Origin of the sequence: Allobosea spartocytisi, from assembly GCF_014764685.1 — a bacterium.
In the GTDB taxonomy this organism is placed as follows: domain Bacteria; phylum Pseudomonadota; class Alphaproteobacteria; order Rhizobiales; family Beijerinckiaceae; genus Allobosea; species Allobosea spartocytisi.
Genome location: NZ_JACXWY010000029.1, coordinates 1 through 18,800, shown reverse-complemented (window position 1 = coordinate 18,800; position 18,800 = coordinate 1). Strand labels below are relative to the sequence as shown.

Annotated in this window: 22 protein-coding genes; 15 read left to right on the top strand and 7 right to left on the bottom strand. The window is 61.3% G+C overall.

Annotated features, from left to right (window positions below):
- Positions 1-22: 22 nt before the first annotated feature.
- The 3 genes from IED13_RS25730 (at position 23) to xth (ending at position 3,028) form a co-directional block, all read left to right on the top strand.
- A complete protein-coding gene (locus tag IED13_RS25730; protein WP_404801911.1) occupies positions 23-238 on the top strand; it encodes a DUF3606 domain-containing protein in 216 nt (71 codons plus the stop codon).
- Positions 239-301: 63 nt separating this feature from the next.
- Positions 302-2,194: a DNA ligase D gene (gene ligD, locus IED13_RS25725; protein ID WP_191125862.1), complete on the top strand. Its 1,893-nt coding sequence runs from the start codon at positions 302-304 to the stop codon at positions 2,192-2,194.
- Between the two features lie 3 nt (positions 2,195-2,197).
- Positions 2,198-3,028, top strand: a complete 831-nt coding sequence (gene xth, locus IED13_RS25720) for an exodeoxyribonuclease III (RefSeq protein WP_191125861.1) — start codon at positions 2,198-2,200, stop codon at positions 3,026-3,028.
- A gap of 7 nt (positions 3,029-3,035) precedes the next feature.
- On the opposite strand, the gene IED13_RS25715 is transcribed toward xth, so the two are convergent.
- On the bottom strand, positions 3,036-3,626 hold the full coding sequence (locus IED13_RS25715) for an SOS response-associated peptidase family protein (protein ID WP_191125860.1): 591 nt from the start codon (positions 3,624-3,626) through the stop codon (positions 3,036-3,038).
- 58 nt (positions 3,627-3,684) lie between these two features.
- Between IED13_RS25715 and IED13_RS25710 the strand changes: the two genes are divergently transcribed.
- The 5 genes from IED13_RS25710 to IED13_RS25690 all read left to right on the top strand — a co-directional run bounded on the left by IED13_RS25710 (position 3,685) and on the right by IED13_RS25690 (position 7,387).
- Complete coding sequence (locus IED13_RS25710; RefSeq protein ID WP_191125859.1) at positions 3,685-4,194, top strand: SOS response-associated peptidase family protein; 510 nt, start codon at positions 3,685-3,687, stop codon at positions 4,192-4,194.
- A 12-nt stretch (positions 4,195-4,206) separates the two neighbouring features.
- A complete protein-coding gene (gene dinB / locus IED13_RS25705; RefSeq protein ID WP_191125858.1) occupies positions 4,207-5,292 on the top strand; it encodes a DNA polymerase IV in 1,086 nt (361 codons plus the stop codon).
- Between the two features lie 430 nt (positions 5,293-5,722).
- Positions 5,723-5,908, top strand: a complete 186-nt coding sequence (locus tag IED13_RS25700) for a hypothetical protein (protein ID WP_191125857.1) — start codon at positions 5,723-5,725, stop codon at positions 5,906-5,908.
- Positions 5,909-6,231: 323 nt separating this feature from the next.
- Entirely contained in the window at positions 6,232-6,390 is a 159-nt protein-coding gene (locus tag IED13_RS25695) for a hypothetical protein (RefSeq protein ID WP_191125856.1), read from the top strand.
- A 682-nt stretch (positions 6,391-7,072) separates the two neighbouring features.
- Positions 7,073-7,387 (top strand): DUF736 domain-containing protein, encoded by a 315-nt coding sequence (locus IED13_RS25690; protein WP_152014041.1) that lies wholly within the window; start codon positions 7,073-7,075, stop codon positions 7,385-7,387.
- Positions 7,388-7,472: 85 nt separating this feature from the next.
- Here the strand turns inward: IED13_RS25690 and IED13_RS25685 are convergent, their stop codons facing one another.
- Positions 7,473-7,718, bottom strand: coding sequence for a WGR domain-containing protein (locus IED13_RS25685; protein ID WP_191125855.1), 246 nt, complete (start codon positions 7,716-7,718; stop codon positions 7,473-7,475).
- 357 nt (positions 7,719-8,075) lie between these two features.
- Between IED13_RS25685 and IED13_RS25680 the strand changes: the two genes are divergently transcribed.
- On the top strand, positions 8,076-9,335 hold the full coding sequence (locus tag IED13_RS25680) for a DUF2235 domain-containing protein (RefSeq protein WP_191125854.1): 1,260 nt from the start codon (positions 8,076-8,078) through the stop codon (positions 9,333-9,335).
- Positions 9,336-9,362: 27 nt separating this feature from the next.
- On the opposite strand, the gene IED13_RS25675 is transcribed toward IED13_RS25680, so the two are convergent.
- Genes IED13_RS25675 through IED13_RS25660 form a run of 4 tightly spaced genes read right to left on the bottom strand, consistent with a single transcriptional unit; the run spans position 9,363 to position 11,614 of the window.
- Complete coding sequence (locus IED13_RS25675) at positions 9,363-10,283, bottom strand: ImmA/IrrE family metallo-endopeptidase (RefSeq protein ID WP_191125853.1); 921 nt, start codon at positions 10,281-10,283, stop codon at positions 9,363-9,365.
- Positions 10,280-10,780, bottom strand: coding sequence for a helix-turn-helix domain-containing protein (locus tag IED13_RS25670; protein ID WP_191125852.1), 501 nt, complete (start codon positions 10,778-10,780; stop codon positions 10,280-10,282). Before IED13_RS25670 ends, IED13_RS25675 begins: the two co-directional genes overlap by 4 nt.
- A 4-nt stretch (positions 10,781-10,784) precedes the next feature.
- Positions 10,785-11,405: a GNAT family N-acetyltransferase gene (locus tag IED13_RS25665; RefSeq protein WP_191125851.1), complete on the bottom strand. Its 621-nt coding sequence runs from the start codon at positions 11,403-11,405 to the stop codon at positions 10,785-10,787.
- Positions 11,402-11,614 carry a transcriptional regulator gene (locus IED13_RS25660; protein WP_034464881.1) on the bottom strand — a complete coding sequence of 71 codons (213 nt, stop codon included), beginning with the start codon at positions 11,612-11,614 and terminating at the stop codon, positions 11,402-11,404. The genes IED13_RS25665 and IED13_RS25660 overlap by 4 nt, the downstream gene beginning before the upstream one ends.
- A 156-nt stretch (positions 11,615-11,770) precedes the next feature.
- On the opposite strand from IED13_RS25660, the gene IED13_RS25655 reads away from it, so the two are divergent.
- The 6 genes from IED13_RS25655 (at position 11,771) to IED13_RS25630 (ending at position 18,193) form a co-directional block, all read left to right on the top strand.
- Positions 11,771-12,736 carry a CBASS oligonucleotide cyclase gene (locus tag IED13_RS25655; RefSeq protein ID WP_191125850.1) on the top strand — a complete coding sequence of 322 codons (966 nt, stop codon included), beginning with the start codon at positions 11,771-11,773 and terminating at the stop codon, positions 12,734-12,736.
- A 9-nt stretch (positions 12,737-12,745) separates the two neighbouring features.
- The gene (locus IED13_RS25650) at positions 12,746-13,261 is read left to right on the top strand and encodes an HORMA-1 domain-containing protein (RefSeq protein ID WP_191125849.1); all 516 of its coding nucleotides are present in this window, start codon (positions 12,746-12,748) and stop codon (positions 13,259-13,261) included.
- Positions 13,261-14,205, top strand: a complete 945-nt coding sequence (locus IED13_RS25645) for an AAA family ATPase (RefSeq protein WP_191125848.1) — start codon at positions 13,261-13,263, stop codon at positions 14,203-14,205. The genes IED13_RS25650 and IED13_RS25645 overlap by 1 nt, the downstream gene beginning before the upstream one ends.
- A 10-nt stretch (positions 14,206-14,215) precedes the next feature.
- Positions 14,216-15,781 carry an SAVED domain-containing protein gene (locus IED13_RS25640; RefSeq protein ID WP_191125847.1) on the top strand — a complete coding sequence of 522 codons (1,566 nt, stop codon included), beginning with the start codon at positions 14,216-14,218 and terminating at the stop codon, positions 15,779-15,781.
- A gap of 65 nt (positions 15,782-15,846) precedes the next feature.
- A complete protein-coding gene (locus IED13_RS25635; protein ID WP_191125846.1) occupies positions 15,847-16,935 on the top strand; it encodes a hypothetical protein in 1,089 nt (362 codons plus the stop codon).
- Between the two features lie 181 nt (positions 16,936-17,116).
- The gene (locus tag IED13_RS25630; protein WP_191125845.1) at positions 17,117-18,193 is read left to right on the top strand and encodes a hypothetical protein; all 1,077 of its coding nucleotides are present in this window, start codon (positions 17,117-17,119) and stop codon (positions 18,191-18,193) included.
- Positions 18,194-18,264: 71 nt separating this feature from the next.
- Here IED13_RS25630 and IED13_RS25625 read toward each other — a convergent pair whose 3' ends face one another.
- The gene (locus IED13_RS25625; protein WP_210323758.1) at positions 18,265-18,666 is read right to left on the bottom strand and encodes a hypothetical protein; all 402 of its coding nucleotides are present in this window, start codon (positions 18,664-18,666) and stop codon (positions 18,265-18,267) included.
- Positions 18,667-18,800: the final 134 nt, after the last annotated feature.

The window sequence follows — 18,800 nt, the reverse complement described above, 5'->3', positions numbered from 1 at the left end:
AACGATCGGAGTTCTGTTCTAATTGCCGATCGAACGCCCGAGGGAGAAGCAGATGGCGGATGATAAATCGAAACGAGGCAGTGCCGACCGTCGACGCGTTGCCGCCGGCGAGGGCTACGAAGTCAGTTATTTCGCCAAAAAGCATGGCATCACGAAGGATCAGGCCGAAAGTCTGATCAAGCGGATCGGCAATGACCGCGCCAAGCTCGACGCCGCCGCTGAAAAGCTCAAGAAATAAACGCCGCGGCAAAACGCTGTCCGCCCGGGACGGCTGCGCGATCAAAGAACGGGTAGTTCGGCCATGGCAACGGCGCCCAAAGCAAAAGTAAGATCGGCTCCGCGCGCCGCGAAGCCTTCGACAACCGGGGACGCGATGAGGGCGCCGCCAGCGTTTCGCCCCGTGCAACTTGCTACGCTCGTCGACGCCGTTCCAGCCGGCGACCGCTGGATTCACGAGATGAAATATGATGGCTACCGCGCACTCGTCGCCGTCGGCGGGGGCGAGGCGCGGGCCTACACTCGTTCGGGCCTCGATTGGTCCGGCCGCTTTCCCTCGATCCTCTCGGATGCGCGGAAGCTCAAGGTCCACTCTGCCCTGATCGACGGCGAGGCTGTCGTCCTCGACGCCGAGGGCCGCTCGAATTTCCAGAAGCTGCAGGGCGCGCTCAAGAGCGCCCCGGCGAGCATCGACTATTTCGCGTTCGATCTGCTCGAGCTCGATGGCGAAGATCTCACCAGCCTTCCCCTTCTCGAACGAAAAGCCAAGCTCAAGGGCATCCTTCCGCCGAAAGGGTCGCACATTCGCTACTCGGACCATATCAAGGGAAACGGCGAGAAGCTGCTCAAAAGCTTTTGCGCAGCTGGACTCGAGGGCGTCGTCTCCAAGCTCGCTGCCTCCCGATATGTCGGCGCGCGCGCCGGCAGCTGGGTGAAAACCAAATGCATCAAGCGTCAGGAATTCGTGATCGCCGGCTGGACACCGTCCGACAAGAGCCGCGCCTTCCGGTCGCTCATTCTCGCCATCCATGACGGCGGAAAACTGCGCTACGCCGGAAAAGTCGGCACGGGCTTCGATACGGCCGAACTCTCGCGCCTCATGAAGATCATGACGCCACTCGAACAGAAGGCAGCGACGGTCGAGGCGCCACGCGCCGAGGTCCGCGGCGCGCATTGGCTGCGACCGAAGCTTGTCGCCGAGATTGCCTATACCGAGATGACCAACGAGGGAACGCTCCGGCACCCCAGCTATCTCGGGCTGCGCGAGGACAAGAAGCCTGAAGCGGTCGTGCTCGAGACCGAGCACCACGCTGGCGAATTGCCAGCGCCGGCGACGAGCACCGTCGTCATCAGCAACCGCGACCGCATCATTTATCCGGAATCGAACGTCACGAAGGGGCAGCTCGCCGACCATTACGCGGCGGTCGCGGAGATCATGCTGCCCTGGATCGGCAATCGGCCGATCAGCCTTGTCCGCTGCCCACAAGGCCGCGCAAAGCAATGCTTCTTTCAGAAACACGATGCGGGAAGCTTCGGCGAGACGGTTCACCACATCGGGATTGTCGAGAAGGATGGCCACGAAGAACCCTACCTCTATATCGACGATGCCGATGGGCTCATGACCTGCGTGCAGATGGGAACGATCGAATTCCATGGCTGGGGCGCACGTATCGAAGATGTCGAGAAGGCGGATCGGCTGATCTTCGATCTCGATCCGGATGAAGGGCTCGATTTCGAGGCGGTTCGCGAGGCTGCCTTCCAATTCCGAGACATCTTGAAATCGATGGGCCTCGAGGCCTTTCCGATGGTGACCGGCGGCAAGGGCGTGCATGTCATCGCCCCTCTCACGCCCAAAGCCGAGTGGCCGCAGGTCAAGGACTTCGCCCATCGGCTCGCGCAGGCGGTCGCGCAGAACGATCCGAGGCATTTCACTGCGGCGCTTGCAAAGGCGCGGCGCAAGGGGCGCATCTTCGTCGACTATCTGCGCAACCAGCGCGGCGCGACCGCGGTCATGCCTTACAGCGCCCGCACGCGCGCCGGCGCCTCGGTCGCCGCGCCGATCAGTTGGGGCGAGATGAAGACCATAGACTCGCCGGCACATTTTCACATCGGCGACGCGCTGGAGCTGATCCGCCGCGCGAGGTCCAAAGCCTTGATGGGGTGGGGACGCGCCGACCAGACCCTGCCAGATCTGTGAACCATGAAAATCGCGACCTACAACGTCAATGGAATAAATGGCCGCCTGCCGGTTCTGCTGCGTTGGCTGGCAGACGCTCAGCCCGATGTCGTATGCCTCCAAGAACTGAAGGCGCCGCAGGAGAAATTTCCGGAGAAGGCAATCCGCAATCTCGGATACGACGCGATCTGGCAAGGCCAGAAAAGCTGGAATGGCGTCGCCATCCTCAGCCGCGTCGGACAGATCCACGAGACCCGTAGGGGCCTACCAGGCGATCCTGATGACAGCCACAGCCGTTACATCGAAGCGGCCGTCAACGGCATCCTGATCGGCGGGCTTTATCTACCGAATGGCAATCCGAAACCCGGTCCGAAGTTCGATTACAAACTCCGCTGGTTCGATCGGTTGATCGCCCATGCCGGCGAACTTCTCGCCACCGGCCAGCCGGTGATGCTCGCGGGTGACTTCAACGTGATGCCGACCGACCTCGATGTCTACAAGCCCGAGCGCTGGCTCGACGATGCGCTCTTTGCTCCCGAAGCGCGTGCCGCTTATTTCCGGCTGCTCGACCAGGGTTGGATCGACGCGCTCCGAACCCTCCATCCCGACGAGGTCATCTATACGTTCTGGGATTATTTTCGAAACGCGTTCGGACGAAATGCCGGCCTGCGCATCGATCATCTGCTGCTCAGCCCGCCGCTTGCAGAGCGCCTCGTCGACGCACAGGTCGACGTTGCGGTGCGCGGATGGGAAAAGAGCAGCGACCACGCCCCCGTGTGGATCGAACTTGCGGACGGCAAGAAGGCCCCGGGACGACCAAAGTCCCGTCGACGGGTGACGGGCACCCTCGACTAGGACGTGGTCACCCGACCTGCTCGACCGACAATGTCCCTGCGGGCAACGGCTTGATCAGCGACTTCGCCGAGATAGCGGGGTTGAGCCAATCAGCCCACGACGATCTGTCGAGAAGGACGATTTGCCGGTCGTGATACGGCGCGATATCGGGGCCCGGCTCCATGGTCAGCATCGTGTAGGCCTCGCCGACGTCCTTCGTGTCACGCCAGATCCCGGCGATGCAGAACATCCGCTCGTTGCGCCTCGTGAAGAGCCATTTGTCCTTTTTCTTCTTTCCCTTTTCGGCCGGGTCAGTGAACTCGTAAAAGCCGTCGGCGACAATCAGACAGCGATTGCTGGTGAACTCGCGGCCATCCGAGCGGAAATTATAGACCGGCCGCTTGTTTTGGCCCGGCCAGCTCCAGCGGCGCTGAACCAGATCGCCTTCGTTACCCTTCCCTTCGACCGAGCGGATGATCGGACCCGCGTCAGTGATCTTGATATCCTCGCGAGCCTCGATGTTCGGCGAGCCTTCACTGAAGCGGATTTTGATTTTGAGATCGGCGAAGTCCTCGACGATCGACGCAACATCCACCATCAGCCGATAGTCATTACACATCACTTCTCCTTTCTTGGGATTGCACTGGATCGTTGTTCCTATTATGTTCTAAAATGCCATGACCGTGAAGCCCTTCAATTTTGAAGCACCACTCAACGAACGCCGCGTCATCGTCCGACGCTCCGGCGACGAGGTCGAGATGGTCGAACTGCCATGGGGCCTGAGGCCGCGCGAGACCGGCGCACGCCCCTGCACTGTCGTGCGGGCGGAAGGACGAACCTTTCCAAGTCATCGCTGCCTGGTCCCGGCAACTGAGTTTCGCCACCGGAGCAACGGTAACGATTACAGCTTCCGCCTTGCGGATGGCGACTGGTTCTATTTCGCCGGCATGTGGCGGCCCGCGACGCGTGACTGGCCCGAGGCCTATGCGATCGTCACAATCGAATCGAACGGCGATATCGCGCCTTATCACGACCGTCAGATGGCGGTGCTCCGTCGAAATCAGCGCATGCGCTGGCTCGACGAGACGCGATCCGAGCTGGATGTCTTGCGTCCCCTCCCGGCCGGGAGCTTCCGTGTCTCTCGCCTTCACGACGACGCCCGCAAGCAACCCCTGCTTGCGCTTTGACAACGTCGTGCCGTGGCCACGCAGTCCGACATCATCGCGCGCAAGATCATTCATATCGACATGGACGCCTTTTATGCGTCGGTCGAACAGCGCGACGATCCGCGCTTACGCGGAAGACCCGTTGCCGTCGGCGGCTCGGAAGCGCGCGGTGTCGTCGCGGCAGCGAGCTACGAAGCGCGTGCTTTCGGCGTTCGCTCGGCAATGGCATCGATCACTGCCAAGCGTCGTTGCCCCGAGCTCATTTTCGTGCCGCCTCGGTTCGAGGTGTACCGCGCGGTGTCGGCGCAGATCCGCGAGATATTTACCGAACATACCGATCTGATCGAGCCGCTCTCACTCGACGAGGCCTATCTCGATGTGTCGGAGAACAAGCAGGGCATTGCGATCGCTAGCGAGATTGCGACCATCATCCGGGCGCGGATCAAGAAGGTCACCGGCCTTAATGCCTCCGCCGGAATTTCATATTGCAAATTCCTGGCGAAGATGGCGAGCGACCTGAACAAGCCGAACGGTCAGGCTGTCATCACGCCAGGCAAAGGCTCATCTTTCGTCGAGGCGCTCGCAGTGAAGAAATTTCATGGCGTTGGGCCTGCGACGGCGGAGAAGATGGAGCGGCTTGGGATTCATTCAGGCGCTGATCTCAGGGCGAAATCGCTCGCCTTCATGCAGCAACACTTCGGGAAAGCGGGAGTGTGGTACTATCGAATTGCCCGCGGTATCGACAATCGGCCCGTCGAGCCCGATCGACCGCGCAAGTCGATCGGTGCCGAAGACACGTTCCAGTGCGACCTGTTCGACACCGAGAGCATTTATCCCGAGATCAGCGCGCTCGTCGCAAAGGTGTGGGGTCTCTGCGAGGTGAAGCAGTTGCGGGCGCGCACCGTCACGCTGAAGGTGAAATACGCTGACTTTCGGCAGATAACGCGAAGCCGTACCGTCGCACAGCCCTTCCAGAGCGCGGCGCAGGTGGAGGACCTATCGCGGGCGCTGCTCGATCCCCTCTTTCCGGTCGCGAAGGGAATTCGGCTGCTCGGCATCACGGTCTCGTCGTTCGAGGATGCGGCCGGGGTATCCGAAGGACAACTAGCGCTGTTCTAGCGGAAGAAAGACGACGCTGGCTGAGAGCACTTCCGGAAGAGAATGTGGCGGCCCTGGTCCTAACCGCCGGAGCCCGCCGGACAAGCCGTGGCGATCTTCTCTTGGTTTGGGTCGACAGCTTCTTTGGCCGGGACAGTTTTGCCTGGCGATCGGCGCCGTGTAGGCCGAGCGAAGGGCGCCAGCCGCGATCCTTCGTCGGTTTCGGGGAGAAATGATCGTAGCACACGAGTTCGGCTCGACCGCCGCGAACCAATCCCGCTCTCAGCGATGGCGTCCTGGGCCGCCTCCGGATCTTCCACGATCAACCCGCAAGGGGTCGGCTAGCAAGCTGCCGCCGCTGCGGCTGCGCCTTCGCGGTGATCGCGACCGGAGGCGGTCCTTCGAGGAGCCATCGAGCGGGAATTGGCCCGCTCCGGATGGAACCTTCGAGATGTCGCACGATCTTTCCCTTGCCCAGAACCACGCCTTCCAGCTCGCCCGCACCCTCATGGTCCCGGTAACGCTTTTCAAATCCGGCGATGCCTATGGCGCCCTCCCCTCCAACGAGCTCGACGACGCCGACGACCTTGAGCTGATCCACGAATTCGATCCCTACGAGCGCGGTCCGGCTCACTGAGCCGGTTGCGCTGGCGCCGCGCGACGCGGCGCCTCGACTAACGGCAGAGCCGATCCCGCAGCGCGCTGCGGGAAGGAAGAAAGAATGAGCCAGTCTCAACGTCGAGCCAGGGCCATCTCTCTCTCATTGAGAGCGGATCATACCGGCAGTCGGGCCGCGTCAAGGACGCGCGGTACCCCCGATTTTCCGCCGCCGCCCCTCCTGGGGCGCCACCAGAAAATCGGCACCCCCACGCGCCGGCTCCGCCGGTCGCTTCGCGATCCCTGACCCGGCCCTCCAACGCCTGGTCGCCTGCCTCCGTCATCGAGACGAAGGAGGTTCACATGGAAGACATTCGTGACATTTACGCTGAGATCGCGGAGCTTCGCGCCGAGCTTACGCACTGCATTCTGACGCGCAAGGAACGCCGGGGAACGCAGCTGCGGCTTGATCAGGCAATCGCGGAAGCCGAGCGCCGGCTGCGCAAGGCGGAGGGGGCTTAGCCCCCTTTTTTGTCGGCGATGGCTCTAGGTTTCGCTGCCTCCGGGAGAAAGCGCTCGCGTCCCTCTGGCGAAGGCCCCGCCTCTCGGCGGACCGTTGTCGAACGGATGTTGCAGTCGCGGACCAGAGGGATCTGCAGGCATACGCCTCGGTCTCGAGCCAGAACGTGCTTTTCGGTCTGCGGAGTGTGGATCGTCGGCTGGGGCGCCGAGAAATCGTGCGGTCTGGACGTCGCGCGCAGAGCGAGCTTTGGCGCACGACACCCGCGCGAAGGCGGGCGATAGGGACCCGCGGCGGGGGGATGCGGTTGCGATCGGCGAGCTGGACGCTGGCCGGAGGGAGAGCGAGTGCAGCGTGAAGATGCCGTCGGACGCGATTGAGTGGGCGATGAGGGCGCGCATGTCGTCATTCCCCAAGGTGTTTGCGATAGCCACCCCCAGCACGAACCCGATTGGCTTGGTCTGACCGAAGGACGAGTCCGCTGCGCGTTCTCTCGATCTTGTCCCCGCAACATCCTACGACGACTTTTTTCCGCCGCCTTCGGCTTTGCATCGCGAAACAAAAAAGCCGTCTCCGGACGCCTTCCACTGCGTTTCAGCCCTCCGGGTGCGGGTCGATCGCCTCCGGTCTCATGACCGCCATCGGGTCGCGATGGTCGCGGCCCTGAAACAAGGGAATGAGACAATGGCTAACATCGGCAACTTCACCTCGAACGGCAACGGCTTCACCGGCACGATCCGCACCCTGACCCTGAACGTCAAAGCTCGGCTGGTCCGCATCGAAAACCCCTCCGACAAGGGCCCGCACTTCCGCATCTTCGCAGCGGCGAATGTCGAGCTCGGCGCCGCCTGGCAGAAGCACTCCGACCAGACGGACCGCGACTACCTCTCGGTCAAGCTCGATGATCCGAGCTTCCCGGCCCCGATCTACGCGACCCTGGTCGAGGTCGAAGGCGAGGAAGGTCTGCAGCTGATCTGGTCCCGGCCGAACCGGGATTAATCCCAGCGACAAGAGGGCCCTGCCGAAAGGCGGGGCCTTCGCCATGCTCGTGCCGCGCTCCGGTGCCTTGGCCGGCTTCCGAACGCTAGACGTCTTGATATCCCCGCCGTCTTTTCCTGCGCTCGAGAAGAATAAAGGCCGTATTGGCCGCGTCCTGCTGATCGAAGGTCTCCATCATTGTTTGACCCGCCGTGCCAATGCGTCCCCAGGTGCGCACGACCGAAGCGCCACCGAACAGTGTCGGCTGCACCATCAGCACGTAGAAGCGTCGCATGTTCTGCTCCGGGTCGATACGGCGTAGATGGCGCGGCTGTTGATCCTTTTTGGACATAGCGAGAATCTCGCTTGGCGGCACAGGAAGGTCCAATTGAATTATTGAATCGATCTGGCATGACCGATTCACAGCATCGATGGGTCTAGCAGGGGCGGTTTGGGCGAGCCGCCTGCGGCGGCCTGGCTCTACTCGCGTCGCGTCGCTTTGCTCGCGGAGCCCGCGGTGCGGTCTCCGCCCATGCGGGTCACGATCCATCTCGCAGGGCAAATTCAATCAATCGCGTATAAGCTGGTCCCAAGATCTCAAGCTCATTCGTAAAATAAATGATCGAAGGACAGCCTCGATGGTAGATACTGTAGGTGGCCAATAGCGGTTTGAGGGATTGTAATCTTCCATGTTTGTCATTGGGTGAAAATGCGAAATCTCGTCGTCTGTTGCGACGGCACCGGTAACGAGATCGGGGAGAACATCTCAAACGTCCTCAAGCTCTACCGCGTGCTGCGAAAAACCGAGAAGACCGTTCCGCGCCAAGTCGTTTTCTACGACCCTGGCGTGGGAACTCTGGCGCGACCAAATCCCTGGACGCGTCTCAAACAGAACACCGTCACGGTGTTGGGCCTCGCTACCGGCTACGGTCTCGATGACAACGTCCTGAAAGCCTATCACTTCCTGATCGACAATTACGAAGACGGTGATGACATTTTCCTCTTCGGCTTCAGCCGTGGTGCATATACGGCGCGCGTCCTGGCGGGATTGATTCACAAAGTCGGTTTGCTCGCTCCGGAGCAACGCAATTTGGCTGACGCCGCGCTGACGGCCTACAAACAGGCAAGCTCGGCTCGCGTTGTGCAAGCCCCGCAAGGCGCGGTTGGCTCTGATACCTTGGATGAAGACGACGAGCCCAAGGCGCCGGTCGCCACTCGCGACGATCCGGCCTCCCAGCTCGCGCGCATCGTTTCCAGCCGATGGCCAACTATAAAATTTCTCGGTGTATGGGACACCGTGGCAAGCGTGATCGTGCCGCGCGCGGATCGCTTCTATGCCTTTAGCCTCGAAAAGTTGGCGTTCACGCAGGAAAACCCCAGCGTAAAGGTGTTTCGCCAAGCCATCGCGATCGACGAGAGGCGTCGAATGTTTCGGCTCCAGCCATGGCGAGAACCACAAACCTTCATGCACAACCGCTTCAGCTCGACCAATAACGCTGAACCGCAGGATGCGCTACAGGTCTGGTTTGCGGGCGTCCATGCCGACATTGGCGGAGGCTACCCCGAGAGCGAAAGCGGTTTGTCCAAGTTTCCGCTGCTGTGGATGATCGACGAGGCGACCAAATGCGGATTGACGGTTAGCAGGCAGACCGTCAACCACCTCGCTTGGGGCATCCAGCGGCAGGGCAGTCCGTTCAGTTACGTCGCCCCCGACATCATGCGTGACCCTCATGACTCGATGACTTTGGCTTGGCGCGCCCTTGAATGGATTCCGAAGGCAGACGATTTCAAAGAGTGGAATAGTCGCACGTCACGGTTCGGTTATTATATCCCTGCCGCAGAGCCGCGCGTGATCCCAGAGGGCGCCCATATCCATGAGTCCGTCTTCGCGCGGATGGAGGCCGTACCGGCGTACACGCCGATCAATCTTCCGTCCCGTCACCAAGTCGTTTCCTCCGCTCAGCCTTAATTCGTGCGGCGGGCAGCGGATGTCGCCTCACGCTGGCTTCGGAGCGCTTCGGAGCCAATGTCCAAGCGTCAAAGCCTCATGACCGTTGAAGAACGTCTCAAACTTGAATAGGTGGCGCTCGCTCGCGGCGTCGGAAAGGACGACCTCCCTCGTTCCCAAGGTTCCGCCGCGCTGCGCGCCAGCATAGCCCGTGACGACCTGAAACAGGTCGATTTCGCCCAGCCCGCCAAAGCGCAGAGCGAAGGCCGGCGACTGCACACAATAGCGACAGGGATTGGTTGGATCGAAATCCGGCTTGCGCTTGGCAGGATGCGGGTGCCCGCTCACGAGTGCCACCATCGGCCGACCGCCGTGTCCCTGCTCGATGAAGCGCCACAAGGTCGACGTCATCGTGTTGCCGAAGCGCTCGCTTAGCTGCCGAACATGTTGCAGGGACGGCTCGGAATCGCAGGCGTTCGTGCGAAATTGGTCGGCCAGAAATAGCAGTTGGCCGGCCGCGTAATTTGCCTCGGCCTCCATGATCGCGTGGCATGTCGGCGTAAGCGTCTGCTCCGTATCACCGAGCATCATGCCTTCGTGCCAGGGAATGATGTCGTGGCCGACTTCATGCGCCTCATTCCAGCGGTGCTTCAACTTCGGCAGATCCCTGTCGATGAGAATCCGCTTCTGGTCAGGTAAATAGAGGGCCTTCAGGCTGAGGGTCTGGACGGCTTCCTTGAGCAAGGTCGGCCGCAGCAGGATTTGCAATCCCGCCACTTTCAGTCGACTGACGGTTTCCCGCAGGAGGCCATCGTCGGTCGTGCTGTAATATTGGCGATCGAGCCGAAGCAGGTCACGCACCAAAGCGAGATCGATCGGCGGTTCAGGATTGCCGAGGCCCCGGAGAACCTTGACGACCTGTGCGTCGATGTCTGCGACCGTGCGCGTGCCAAGCTGGATGTTCTTCACTTGCCCTGCTTTGGGTCCTGCCGACTGAGAACGGCAATGAATGCATCGAGTGCGGCATTCTCTTCTCGGCTAAGTTTCTGCATCGACTCGGATCGAGCCGCGAACTTCACCGCCTCTTGGCTGAGGCCGCTGTCATTCGCCGCCGAAAGGCCGGCAAGTTGCATCAAGCGCTGTTGCGAAACGCTGAACGTCTGAGCCAATCGATAAACAGTCCGTGGTTCCGGAATGTAGTGGACGTCGCTTTCAATCACCAGCAATTCGCTAGCGTCGAGTTCGGCCTCCTCGGCCAGCCGCTCCATTGAAAACCCGCGCTGGCGACGCATCAAATTGATGAACCGTCCGAACGCGATGCGCGCTTCCTCGCGCGGAGTCGGCGCGCTGGCGCCAGAGCGGCTTTCCAAAACAGGATCGCGCGCGACGAGGCCAGCGCCGATCACATCGGCGCCCTCGCGCGCGGCGCGATCAAGCCACCACTGCTTGCTTCGCTCGATTCTCATGGCGTCACTCCTTGTCGAGAAACGACTGGGCGCTCTCCGCAGTCATCTCGAAATATCTGAGGTTTTGATAAGCATCGTCGGGACCGAGGTCCGCCATACGACACCGCTCGCGATAGAAGACCTCTGACTGCGGCAGGGAATGAAGGCCGATCCGGCCACGGTATCCTTCCTGCTCACTCAGCGCGACGGCAGCCGTCAAAAGAGCCGTGCCGACGCCTTTCAGTTGCGGGTGTTGACCGAGGTCCGGCCGGTTCCAGGGCGCGACCTCGAGATAATTCACGTAGACCAGCGGCTTGCCCGCTTGCGACGGTTCACGCGCAGCTCGTCGCAGGTCAAGCAACATCAGGCCCTGGGTCACGCCGTGGCAAACGACACTAAATCCCGGAAACGCCAGAAATCCCTGGACCCTTGTTGTCTTTTCTCGCCAATCCCAATGCCAACTTTGCGGCCATTGCGCGATCGGCACACCTTGACGACGCAGCTCCTGGAGCAACTTGATGAGCGCAGGTCGCCACTGCGTTTGCCAATCGGCGAGCTGCGCTTCCTCGATGGCGTCGCGCAACTCCGCCTCGACGCCCTGCCCGCTCGCTACGTCCACCAGGTAGATGGTCGAGACGTCGGTCATAGGAGCATCAGCTCCGCCTTCTCCTTCGTCGCATCGTTCTCGAACAAGAGCTTCTCGCCCTTTTCGAGCCTAGCCTCGACGGTTTGATAAAGGCGCAAAGCCTGCCGGATCACAGCGGTTTTAGTCAGATCTTTCCGTGCCGACAAATCGTCCAGCACACGCATTTCGGCGTCGGTGAGGTTCAGCGTCATGGTCTTTTTCGCTGTCATCTCGTCCTCCGTCGTTGAGCAGCATATAGAGAATCAGGAGTTATTTGTCAACGTGAAATAGCTACTTTGCATGCCATTGAATAGCCAAAAAGTAGCTATTATATCTCTCCCGTCAACGCCGCAGCCTCAGGCCGCCGGCCACAGAGGAGCGGGAAGATGGGACGGCAACACGTCGGTCACAGCGAGATAGCCGCCTTCGCGCAGGACAAGGTCAACCTGCCGAAGGACAAGGCGGACGAATATCGGGCGCAAGCGAGGCGGCTGCGCGAGAAGCTCGAAGGGTATCTTGCCGAACACCCCGATTTCACACTGAGGAAAATGATGCTGTCGGGCAGCCTCGCGAAAGGCACCGCCCTGCGCTCCCTCAACGATATCGACGTCGCCTGCTATGTCAGCGGCGCAGATGCGCCGAAGGATGTGAGGGCGCTGCTCGATTACCTCGCGGAGCGGCTTCGCAAGGCATTTCCAAATTTCAGCGCCGATCAGGTCCAGCCGCAGACATACTCGGTCACCGTTTCGTTCCGCGGCACCGGCCTCGACGTCGATGTGGTTCCGATCCTCTACGACGGCGACGCGCAATGGTATGGCAACCTGGTTAGTCAGGACGATGGATCGTTCCTGAAGACCAGCATTCCGCTGCACCTTGATTTCGCCTCCAAGCGCAAGCGCACGCAGGAGAAGCACTTTGCGCAGGTCGTCCGGCTCGCGAAGTTCTGGGCGAGGCGCATGAAGCAGGAGCGGGATGGCTTCCGCTTCAAATCATTCATGATCGAGATGGTCCTCGCCAAGCTGTGCGACGACGGCCTGGACTTTTCGGACTACCCCGAAGCGCTGCAGCACTTCTTCACCTACATCGCCCGCACCGATTTCCGCCAGCGCATCGTCTTCACAGACTATTATGCGGCGTCTTCGGTCGCCGCCTGCAGCGACACGGTGCAGATCATCGACCCGGTGAACGCCGCCAACAACGTGGCGCGGCTCTACACTGCGGCGAATGCCGACGCCATCGTCGACGCCGCTCTCGAAGCTGGCGACGCGATCGACGCCGCGCTCGCCGCCCCCAACAAGCAGCTGACCGTCGCCTATTGGCAGAAGGTCTTCGGCTCCTCTTTCCAGGCGTGAGGTTCAGCCATGTCGTATAGCTACAGCTACACCGAGAGTTCGACGTTCACCGTCACCCACGCCAAGCACATGGCCGCCAAGGTCGCCACCGACCTGAAGCGGATGCAGCGGTTCTACGGAAGCCCGTCCGACGCCAAGATCGCGGAGTTCGAAGCCGAGGCGACGGAAATGCTCAAGGCCGGTTACCTCGAGACCGTGACCTACGGCTTCAAGCGGGACGGCAATTGGGTCGAGCCGACCTTGCGCTACACGGCCCGCGATCTTGCCGGAGCCGCCGCCAACGACGACGACCCCGGGCGTGTTCGACCGGGCGCGGACGTCAGCGGGGCTTCCTTCTACAGCTACATGACCTACACGTCGGCCTGGTTCCAGCTCGGCGAGACCGGGCGCGCCGCATTCGAGCAAGGCCTTCCGTTCTCCCGAAGCGGGGCGCCGGAGCCTGGCGTCACCGGCTACCTTTCCAATGACCGCACCTACTCCGCGGGCGGCCGCGCCCTCGATCGTGCCACTGTCCGGAGCTTCTGATGAACACCAAGCCGACCCTCGACGAGCTTTTCGAGCGCCGCATCACCTACCCCGACTTCGAGCCGCAAGCGCGGCTCGCACGCCTTGTGGGGCTGGACGAGCAGAAGGCCCGCCTCGGCAAAATTCTCGGCCTCCTGGTCAATCCCGGTGGTCTCGCCGCGTGGGCTCAGCGTCATCATCCCGGTGCCGAGGCGCTGCTCGATGCGGTCCTTCGGCGTCCGCCCCTGGTGGTGCTGGCTGGGGACGTCGGCTCCGGCAAGACCGAGCTCGCCGAGACGATTGGCGACGCGGTGGCGCGGCAAGAGAAGATCGACATCACGCTCCTGCCGCTCAGCCTGTCGACGCGTGGACAAGGACGCGTCGGCGAGATGACACAGCTTCTGTCGGCCGCCTTCGACTACACCGTGGCGGAGGCCACGAAACTGAAGTCCTCCGGCGGGAAAGCGCGGGGCGCGGTCATCCTTCTAGTCGACGAGGCCGACGCGCTCGCCCAGTCGCGCGAAGCGGCGCAGATGCACCACGAGGACCGGGCCGGCGTCAATGCTTTCATCCGCGGCATCGATCGCATCGCGAATGCCAAGCTCCCAGCAGCGGTCCTCATGTGCACCAACCGTCTCAGCGCGCTGGACCCAGCGGTCCGGCGGCGCGCGGCCGACGTCTTGAGCTTCGCACGACCAAGCGATGAGCAACGCCGCTTCGTGTTGTCGAGCCGCCTGGAGTCGATAGGCTTCAGCCGCCACCACGTCGATGCTTTGGTCGCAGCCACCGGCGCGCAGCACGGCGGCCGCGACTTCGGCTTCACCTTTTCCGATCTGACGCAGCGGCTCCTGCCGGGGATCGTTCTCGACGCCTATCCTGCGAAAGCCATCGATGGCGCGCGGGCGGTCGAGATTGCCCGCGCCATGGCTCCGACGCCGCCCTTCAAGGACGGCACCGCCGCATGAGGAAAGCGACATGACGCAAGCCGTAACCGTCCGCCGCGATGGCGACACCTTCCAGGCGCGCCTTTTCTGGTGGCATGCGGCGCGTCTGCTTGACCCCGAAAGCCCGGTTACGCGCGTCGCCTTCAAGACTGGGCCGAAGAGCTTCGATGACATCTGGGTCGAATATGACCCCGCCCGCAGCGCGCTTGATCAGTACGGCGAACCGCTGCTGCGTGAGCACATGCAATGCAAATGGCATGTCACCCCTGACAATTACGGCTACGCGCATCTGGTCGATCCGGAATTCATAAACGCCAATGCCCGCTCGCTGCTGCAGCGGGCCCGCGACGCGCAGCTAGCCTACGCGCAATCAGGTGTTGGCGTCCGCTTTAAGCTCGTGACGAACTGGCGACTCGATCGCAGCGATCCGCTTCGCGCGATGGTCGGCAACCGATCCGGCGCCGTCCGGCTCGACCGACTTTACGGATCGCTGACCGACAACAGCAAGGCCGGCACCGTCCGCAAGGCCTGGCGAGAGCACCTCGGCATCGATGAGGATGAGCTGCGTCTTCTGGCGCGCACGCTTGCTTTTGGCGAGGCCAACGACACGCTCGACGCCCTGCGCGATAACCTCGACATCTTGTTCGGTCTTGTGGGGCTACGCCGGATCCCCGCCAATCACAGCGCCTTTCCCTACGACGACGTAGTCTTTCAGTGGATGGCGCAGGGGCGGCTCGAGTTCGATCGATCCAGTTTCAAATCAATCTGTGCCCGGGAAGGGCTGCTCGGACCCGCGCAAGGCGGCCCGCGCATTTACGGGGTCAAATCTTTCGAACACGCTTTCGATCGGCTCGAAGAGCGGTGCCATGCAGTGCTCGATCTGATCCCCGCGTTCGACGAACGCTACATTCGCAGTGACCAAGACTGGGAGGGGACGCTCTATCCCGCGCTTCACCGCTTTCTGAGGGACGCGGCCAAGGACCATGCTCGCCTCCGGCTGGCCCTCGATGCGCATGTTACCTTGGCCTTCGCGGCCGGCTCGATCATCGACATCAAATCGGGTCGCACGGTCGAGCTCGACCAGCGTGGCACGGGCCGGCGGATTTGGGCACCCGACGACGTCGATCGCGATCCGCAATGGCCGACGCTCATCGCCGAGACCGTGCAACTCCGTTCCGACCAATCCGACGTCGCTGTGGCGATCGGTTTGACTCATGACGTCGTCGCGGACGTGCAGCGTTACTGCGAAACCTCGCTTCCCTCCGTTGGCCGTTTGCTCATCCTGAAGCCCAACACTGGCCCCGGCGCGCAATCGGTAGCCTGTGGCCGGCACGCTTTCGAGCTTGCCGATGCGGCATCCACGGCGGTCCGGACGGCGCGGCCTCACCAGGTGGGGCTCGCGCATCTGTTTGTGGCAGCCCCTAACGCCTTCACATTCTTCCTCGGACAGCGTCGAACCGCTCTCGGGCCTGTTCGTCTCTATGAGTTCGACTTCGACGGAGGGCGCGGCCGTTCCTACATGCCAGCGCTAACTTTGCCTCTCGGCGTCTCCGCCAGCAATGCAAATAGCGGCGTGTCCCCTCCAGCGAGATCCTAGTTTAATGTCTACTCTCGTGCTCATCCAACGTCTCTCGCCCGACCGCAAACGTTCGAAGGCTTCCAATGACCGATGCCGCGCAGGCTGAGGTGGAGTCAGGAGCCACCCCCGATACTGAGCCGCCGCCCCCAACCGCGCCCGAGAACATTTCTGTCAGCTTGCGGGGTTTCGACACCGAGGAGCACGCCAGAACCTTTGGCAACCTGGTCGCCACATATATCCGCGCGTTGAGCCGCTACATCGATATGTCCGCCCTCGACGGCATTACCATCGCGGCCGACTACACCCTGGCGCTCCTCGAACTCGACCGGGGCTACGAGACCAACCACAAGCTTACACCGTCTGAAGGCATCGCAATGGGCGTAGCCATGACGCCCGCTGTTATACGTAACGGGAACGTCAAGAGCCACATCCTCTTCAATGCCGGCGTCCTGCTTCCGCTCGAAGACGAGAAGAATGAATTGTTTAAACAAGCGCTCCACACCCTCGCCCATGAGTGCGCGCACGTCGAGGTTACGGAGCGTTTCAATGCCGCGTTTCCCGGCGTTCTGCTTCAGAGCAAATCGCCGAATCTCCACGCCCATTGTCGGTGGGAGATCATCAAGGCCTGCTGGGACGAATACGCCGTCACCCAGATATGCGCGCCTTTCGGGCAGCGTCCGACCGACGGCTACGAGGAAACATTCATTGCAGCGCTGGACCAGACGCGACCTCAGGCGAATGGCTGCATAAGAGCCTATCGCCTTCACGGCAATCTCGAGCAGGTCATTGCCGAGGTCTACGGCGCCTATGGCGAGCTCATGAAGTTCGCCAGCTACCACCTCGGTAACCTGACTGGCCTCGGTCTGACACTCAATGACGTGCCGAAGACGGCCGCTGCCCTGAGCGGCCACTGGTTCGAGCCATTCTTCGGCAAGCTCAAACGGGCTTTGGGGGATATCGCTGCTGGATACGGCGAGTGGACGGATCGTAGTGCCTTCGAGGCCTTGGGTGATGTCGCGGACGAGATCGTCGCAGACGGCGAGATGACGATCTCCAATCATAGAGACGATGGTACATTCCACGTCGACATCCCATTTACTCCTAACACAATGCCGGAGTATGTTTTGGCTGAACTTATCGAGACGCTATCTGGAAACGTGCCTGTCACCTGATTGCCTTTGCTGTGCGCATGGCCAACAGCGTAATCGAGGACATGTGGTTCCGTTTTGGCCGCGTTACTGATTAGAGACAGGAAGATTTGGCGCGGCACTATTTGTGTGAGGCATCTCTCGTGAGGTCGTCGTATAATCTCTGTTCAATCGCCTAGCGAGTTTTCCGGAAACAGATCGTCCGATGAATTTAGAAATCATCTCCTTCCTGAAAACCGCATTGGAATGTAGCGTGCTCATTGCTCCAGTCGAGCCGGGCCTGACGTTTCAGGAACTCGCCGAGATCGGCAAGCGTGCTGGCTACCAAGACGGCGAAATCGGTGACGCTCTGCCGCACGTCGGGACAGGGTATTTCGGCGTCAAGAAATTGCTGCCGTCGTCGCAAGAGACCCAATCCTGGGTGTTTTATTTTCCCGAGGAGCCGGACTATCGCAATTTCGAAGCGTTCGATTTTGTCGTCGAGGAACTAAACGGGCTGATGCGATCGCAGGGGGCCTCTCGAGCCCTCATTGAACGAAGTGTGCTTGTCGAACGCGGTGCGGCCAGGGGCATTCCTCGCAATGACGTGGAAGTCGCGATCACTTGGCAAGTCATGTCGAAACAACTGACGGAAAAGGATGGTCTCGTTCGCTTTGCGAATGGCGGCGTGCGAGGGCTCCCGAGTGAACAATTGCTTATGCACCCACGGCCGCATCGCAAGCCTGACCGTGAACGAGCTTTTCAGATCGTAAAGGACGTCATTGCGCGCCGCTCAGACGGGCGGCCCGCCCGCGCTGAGCCGTTGGATGCCTTTGCTGAGCAACTTGAGAGTTTGGGCTATGGGCCCTTTCGCTTGTGGTGGACGCAAACGGTTTCAGAGTTGCGCCTCCTCGATCCCAACTCGGCGCCTGTATCCGCATCAGTACTTGCCGCGGCATTGGTCGAAGGAGCGCTCACATTTATCGTTGCCCATGCCCGCCGGATCGGTCACTTCCAATCGCCGGACTATGCTAAGGATCCTCAAACTTGGCGCATCGACAAACTCGTCGCGAGCGCTGCGTCCGGCGGATCTTCGGCGATCCTCGATCTACCGACTAAAGCTCGAGCCGAAATGCTAATTCGGTCGCGGCAGCGCATTCACGCTGGCCGCCTGTTGTCGGACTTCCCGGCCGGCCCTCCTGATGTGCGACCAGATGAAGCGCGTGACGCGAAGGCGACGGCCGAGCAGGTTGTTCGCGCGATCCTTGATTGGCTCCTTAAAAACCCGTTGCCAAGCAGGTAACATGATCGGCCGAGAAGGTTCGTTGGCCGGCCTGCCTCTTAGCGTAAACTCATCGCGCAAAACCGCTCTCGCTACCGCTTAGAGACGCCCCATCCATACGGGTGCCGGAGGGTCTCGTCGCTCTCGAGAGGCGGGGTATATCGTACTTGGAGGAGGCGTTGAGGAACGACCAATTCTTTGGCGAGTTCTGCTTCGAAATCGTCACGCGTCACCCCTCGCGTGAGCGTCGGCCCTTCCTCATCTTCTGCATATTCCGGGTCGCGCAATGTGAAGACGTTAACGGTGTCGATGAACACGCCCGTGATCCGCCTGCCCCGCTTCTCCTTCTCGGTCACCACGGAGACCGAGAGCGTGTGCCCCTTTCCGGGGACGACATAGAAGTCTCCATGAGCGCCGATCAACGTCTCGGCGACGAAGTCAAAACTTGCCTTTAATTGCCCGAACTTCTGGAGTTCGAAAACATCGTCGAACATATTTGCTTTGAACCGCCCCGGGTTTGTCGGAGGCCCCAACTCCTGAGAGGATGGGGCTATGACGAACAAGACGACGAACAAGTTCTCGCCTGAGGTGCGTGCCCGGGCTGTGCGGATGGTGCTGGATCACGAGG

What these genes read in the sequence shown, in the direction of transcription:
- IED13_RS25640 (WP_191125847.1), top strand. Translation starts at nt 14,216, where the DNA reads ATGACGCAAGCCGTAACCGTCCGCCGCGATGGCGACACCTTCCAGGCG.
- IED13_RS25630 (WP_191125845.1), top strand. Translation starts at nt 17,117, where the DNA reads ATGAATTTAGAAATCATCTCCTTCCTGAAAACCGCATTGGAATGTAGC.
- IED13_RS25670 (WP_191125852.1), bottom strand. Translation starts at nt 10,780, where the DNA reads ATGAGAATCGAGCGAAGCAAGCAGTGGTGGCTTGATCGCGCCGCGCGC.
- IED13_RS25695 (WP_191125856.1), top strand. Translation starts at nt 6,232, where the DNA reads ATGGAAGACATTCGTGACATTTACGCTGAGATCGCGGAGCTTCGCGCC.
- IED13_RS25700 (WP_191125857.1), top strand. Translation starts at nt 5,723, where the DNA reads ATGTCGCACGATCTTTCCCTTGCCCAGAACCACGCCTTCCAGCTCGCC.
- xth (WP_191125861.1), top strand. Translation starts at nt 2,198, where the DNA reads ATGAAAATCGCGACCTACAACGTCAATGGAATAAATGGCCGCCTGCCG.
- IED13_RS25690 (WP_152014041.1), top strand. Translation starts at nt 7,073, where the DNA reads ATGGCTAACATCGGCAACTTCACCTCGAACGGCAACGGCTTCACCGGC.
- IED13_RS25685 (WP_191125855.1), bottom strand. Translation starts at nt 7,718, where the DNA reads ATGTCCAAAAAGGATCAACAGCCGCGCCATCTACGCCGTATCGACCCG.
- IED13_RS25635 (WP_191125846.1), top strand. Translation starts at nt 15,847, where the DNA reads ATGACCGATGCCGCGCAGGCTGAGGTGGAGTCAGGAGCCACCCCCGAT.
- IED13_RS25655 (WP_191125850.1), top strand. Translation starts at nt 11,771, where the DNA reads ATGGGACGGCAACACGTCGGTCACAGCGAGATAGCCGCCTTCGCGCAG.
- IED13_RS25650 (WP_191125849.1), top strand. Translation starts at nt 12,746, where the DNA reads ATGTCGTATAGCTACAGCTACACCGAGAGTTCGACGTTCACCGTCACC.
- IED13_RS25625 (WP_210323758.1), bottom strand. Translation starts at nt 18,666, where the DNA reads ATGTTCGACGATGTTTTCGAACTCCAGAAGTTCGGGCAATTAAAGGCA.
- IED13_RS25680 (WP_191125854.1), top strand. Translation starts at nt 8,076, where the DNA reads ATGCGAAATCTCGTCGTCTGTTGCGACGGCACCGGTAACGAGATCGGG.
- ligD (WP_191125862.1), top strand. Translation starts at nt 302, where the DNA reads ATGGCAACGGCGCCCAAAGCAAAAGTAAGATCGGCTCCGCGCGCCGCG.
- IED13_RS25645 (WP_191125848.1), top strand. Translation starts at nt 13,261, where the DNA reads ATGAACACCAAGCCGACCCTCGACGAGCTTTTCGAGCGCCGCATCACC.
- IED13_RS25710 (WP_191125859.1), top strand. Translation starts at nt 3,685, where the DNA reads ATGACCGTGAAGCCCTTCAATTTTGAAGCACCACTCAACGAACGCCGC.
- IED13_RS25665 (WP_191125851.1), bottom strand. Translation starts at nt 11,405, where the DNA reads ATGACCGACGTCTCGACCATCTACCTGGTGGACGTAGCGAGCGGGCAG.
- IED13_RS25715 (WP_191125860.1), bottom strand. Translation starts at nt 3,626, where the DNA reads ATGTGTAATGACTATCGGCTGATGGTGGATGTTGCGTCGATCGTCGAG.
- IED13_RS25660 (WP_034464881.1), bottom strand. Translation starts at nt 11,614, where the DNA reads ATGACAGCGAAAAAGACCATGACGCTGAACCTCACCGACGCCGAAATG.